This is a genomic window from Pseudomonas sp. (assembly GCF_050739995.1).
Classification (GTDB): domain Bacteria; phylum Pseudomonadota; class Gammaproteobacteria; order Pseudomonadales; family Pseudomonadaceae; genus Aquipseudomonas.
Genome location: NZ_JBOICG010000376.1, coordinates 1 through 3,334, shown reverse-complemented (window position 1 = coordinate 3,334; position 3,334 = coordinate 1). Strand labels below are relative to the sequence as shown.

Sequence of the window (3,334 nt, the reverse complement as noted above, 5' to 3'; positions counted from 1 at the left end):
TGTGGCGACTGACCCAGCGTATTCGCGAGCAAGCCCGCTCCCACATTTGGCCCTCACCGTGACGATTAGCGTGCCCGCATCCGCCCCGGCGCTTCGCCATAGGTTTCCTTGAATTTCTTGCTGAACGCCGCCTGGGACTGGTAGCCCACCTGGGCGGCGATATCCATCAGGCTCAGGCGCGACTGGCGCAGCAGGTTGAACGCCAACTCCATACGCAACTGGGTCAGCAGCACCCACGGCGACACGCCAGCCACTTTCACGAACGCCCGCATAAAGGTCGCCCGCGACATGGTCGCAGCAGCAGCCAGGCTATCGATGGTCCATTCATGGCCCGGCTCGGCCAGCATCGCCTGCCAGGCTTTGCTCAGGCGCTTGTCGGCAAGCAGCGCAAAGGTGCCTGCCACCGGCGCCTGGTGAGCCAGCCAGGTACGCAAGATCAGGGTGAACAGCGCTGATGACAGTGCATCGATAAACGTACGCGCCCCCAGTTGCTGGCCGTCCGCTTCGCTGCGCAGCAAAGCGATCAACGCCGCCAGTTGGCCGTCGCCCTGCCACTCCCGGCTGGACACCACCAAGTACTCGGGCAACGCTCCAAACAACAATGACTGACGGTTGTAGTGAAAGCTGCCGCAGAGCATGTCCACCTCCGGTCGCTCACCGCCCAGGCGATGCACCGGGAGTAAACCACCGTCGATCACCGTGGGCTGCATCGGCCGGATGCGCGCACCCTGGCTGCGCAGCAAATGAGTGGCGCCGCCGGGCATCAGCAGGATATCGCCCTCTTCCAGCGTCACGTGCTGCCCACCCGACAGCTCGGCATTGCAAGTGCCACTGAGCACAATGTGGTACGGCGCTATGCCAAGAGTTTCCGGGGCGTGATCCAGGGCCCAATCGCCCTGGAACTGGCATCGCAAGTCCAGGCTGCCGCGCAGGTTGGCCAGTGCGATAAGCGTGTCGATTGAATTCATTTGCGAGCATCGGTCAAAAAGATGAGCGGATTGAACAATAACGCCAACACTGAACGGCACACACTGGCTTCACACCCAACCCGTTCAGGAGTTACCGCAATGTTCAATAACTGGTCCGACTTGCTGCCTACCGTGAAGAAAGCCTTTGGCGCGCTGGGCAAGAGCAACCCGAAGATGGTCAAAGCCTACATGGCGCTGGGCGAGGCTGCCGAGGAAAACAACGTGCTCGACGCCAAGACCCGCGAGCTGATTTCCATCGCCGTGGCCATCACCACCCGCTGCGACGGCTGTATCGGCGTACATGCCGATGCGGCAATCAAGGCCGGCGCCACCCGCGAGGAAGTCGCCGCCACCCTGGCTACCGCGATTTCGCTGAATGCCGGCGCCGCGTACATCTACTCGCTGCGCGCCCTGGAAGCCTTCGACACGCTCAAACCGGCGCCGCAAAGTTAAGCCGGAACTGTTGCGGGGTCACGCCCAGCCGGCGATTGAACACACTGCGCATGTGCTGGGCATCGCGAAAGCCGCATTGATAGGCCACGGTCTTGAGCGGTGCGGCGCTGCTTTCGAGCATCACCCGCGCCGCATCCACCCGCGCTCGCTCGACAAACTCAGCCGGCGTTATCCGTGCTTCACGGGCAAACACCCGGGAGAAATTGCGTGCACTCATATTGGCCGCCTTGGCCAGATCGGCGATGGTCAAATCCCCCGTCAGGTTCGCCAACACGTACAGCTGCACCAGCGCCACCGCCGAGGTGTTTTCGGCGTGGGGCGTGAGGAACGGGCTGAACTGCGACTGCCCACCGGAACGCTGGGTGAACACCACCAGACGCTTGGCCACGCTCAGCGCGACTTCCGGGCCATGGTCCTGGGCCAACAGGTACAGCGACAGATCGATGCCTGCGGTCACACCCGCCGACGTGTAGAGGTTGCCGTCCTGTGCGTAGAGGCGATCGGCATCGACCTGGGCTGTAGGGCACAGGCGCGCCAAATCCGCGGCGTCGTTCCAGTGGGTGGTGACGGTTTTTCCATCCAGCAGGCCAGCGCGAGCCAGCAGGAAGGCGCCGTTGCAGATCGAACCGAAGCGTTGTGCTCTCTGGGTTGCACCGCGTAGCCAGTCATCGAAGGAGGCACCGAAATCCTCGAAGGGCAATTGCGGGCCGCCAGCGACCAGCAGCAAGTCGTAGGGCTCAAGGGCTTCGCTGAAATGCCGATGAGCCTGTAGTGACAGGCCGTTGGAGGCCGCCATCGCGCCGTGGTCGAGGCCGATGACTTCCAGCTGATAATGGTCCTGCGGCGGCAAAAAGCGATTGGCCTCGCAAAACACATCCATCGGCCCCGTCACATCCAGCGACTGGACGCCGGGAAAGATCAGAATGGCAACGGTTTTTCGCATGAGTAAACCTTATCTCTGGACTGGCGCGAAACCCTGTGGGAGCCGGGCTTGCCCGCGATGCAGGCGACTCGGTCTGTCAGGTATACCCAGGTGATGCTATCGCAGGCAAGCCAGCTCCCACATGCCAGCTCCCATATTTGATCGCGTACAGCCTTGGCACGATGTGCAACCACATTGGCCGGGATCGCTCCCTCGCCGCGATGGCCCCTTCGCAGGCACGCGACCAGACTGGAATCTTTCCAGAGGAGAGCCATCATGAGCACCATCATCGCCGGTATCCAGATCCCCGACAGCGCACTGGCCAAGGCCACCACCGAATACATCCGAGACGTCGAATCCGACCTGCTTTATCACCACTCCCGCCGCGTGTTTCTGTTCGGCGCCTTAAGCGGTGAACGCAAACAACTCGCTTACAACCCGGAGTTGCTCTACGTCGGCGCGATGTTCCATGACCTGGGCCTGGTCGAAGGCCATCGCAGTGACAACGAGCGTTTCGAAGTGGACGGCGCCAATGCGGCGGCCGCGTTCCTCAAGCCTTACGGGTTGAGTGACGACGATATCGAACAGGTATGGCTGTCCATCGCCCTGCATACCACGCCGGGCGTGCCACAGCATCTGCGCCCAACCGTTGCACTGGTGACGGCTGGCGTCGAGATGGATGTCTTGGGTATGGATTACGCAGCGTTTTCCAGCGTGCAGCGCGAGGCGGTGGTGCATGCGCATCCACGGGGTGAAGGGTTCAAGGAGTGCATCATCTGCGCCTTTGCCGACGGCTTGCGCCATCGCCCACAGACCACGTTCGGCAACGTGAAGACGGATGTGCTGGTAGATCAGGAACCGGGGTTCAAGCCGATGAATTTTGTTGAAGTCATCCGCAAATCGCCCTGGACTGCGTAATCGACCTGAAATGCAATCCAATGTGGGAGCGGGCTTGCTCGCGAATGCGGTGGACCAGTCGAGACATCTGGTG

At 61.8% G+C, this 3,334-nt stretch carries 4 protein-coding genes; 2 read left to right on the top strand and 2 right to left on the bottom strand.

What is annotated here, in order from left to right:
* Positions 1-65 precede the first annotated feature (65 nt).
* The gene (locus tag ACRESD_RS12495; RefSeq protein WP_431751171.1) at positions 66-968 is read right to left on the bottom strand and encodes an AraC family transcriptional regulator; all 903 of its coding nucleotides are present in this window, start codon (positions 966-968) and stop codon (positions 66-68) included.
* 99 nt (positions 969-1,067) lie between these two features.
* Between ACRESD_RS12495 and ACRESD_RS12490 the strand changes: the two genes are divergently transcribed.
* A complete protein-coding gene (locus ACRESD_RS12490; protein ID WP_431751170.1) occupies positions 1,068-1,421 on the top strand; it encodes a carboxymuconolactone decarboxylase family protein in 354 nt (117 codons plus the stop codon).
* Here the strand turns inward: ACRESD_RS12490 and ACRESD_RS12485 are convergent.
* Positions 1,399-2,364, bottom strand: coding sequence for a GlxA family transcriptional regulator (locus ACRESD_RS12485; protein WP_431751169.1), 966 nt, complete (start codon positions 2,362-2,364; stop codon positions 1,399-1,401). The genes ACRESD_RS12490 and ACRESD_RS12485 overlap by 23 nt on opposite strands.
* Before the next feature lie 255 nt (positions 2,365-2,619).
* On the opposite strand from ACRESD_RS12485, the gene ACRESD_RS12480 reads away from it, so the two are divergent.
* Positions 2,620-3,261 (top strand): HD domain-containing protein, encoded by a 642-nt coding sequence (locus ACRESD_RS12480; protein WP_431751168.1) that lies wholly within the window; start codon positions 2,620-2,622, stop codon positions 3,259-3,261.
* Positions 3,262-3,334: the final 73 nt, after the last annotated feature.

What these genes read in the sequence shown, in the direction of transcription:
- ACRESD_RS12495 (WP_431751171.1), bottom strand. Translation starts at nt 968, where the DNA reads ATGAATTCAATCGACACGCTTATCGCACTGGCCAACCTGCGCGGCAGC.
- ACRESD_RS12490 (WP_431751170.1), top strand. Translation starts at nt 1,068, where the DNA reads ATGTTCAATAACTGGTCCGACTTGCTGCCTACCGTGAAGAAAGCCTTT.
- ACRESD_RS12485 (WP_431751169.1), bottom strand. Translation starts at nt 2,364, where the DNA reads ATGCGAAAAACCGTTGCCATTCTGATCTTTCCCGGCGTCCAGTCGCTG.
- ACRESD_RS12480 (WP_431751168.1), top strand. Translation starts at nt 2,620, where the DNA reads ATGAGCACCATCATCGCCGGTATCCAGATCCCCGACAGCGCACTGGCC.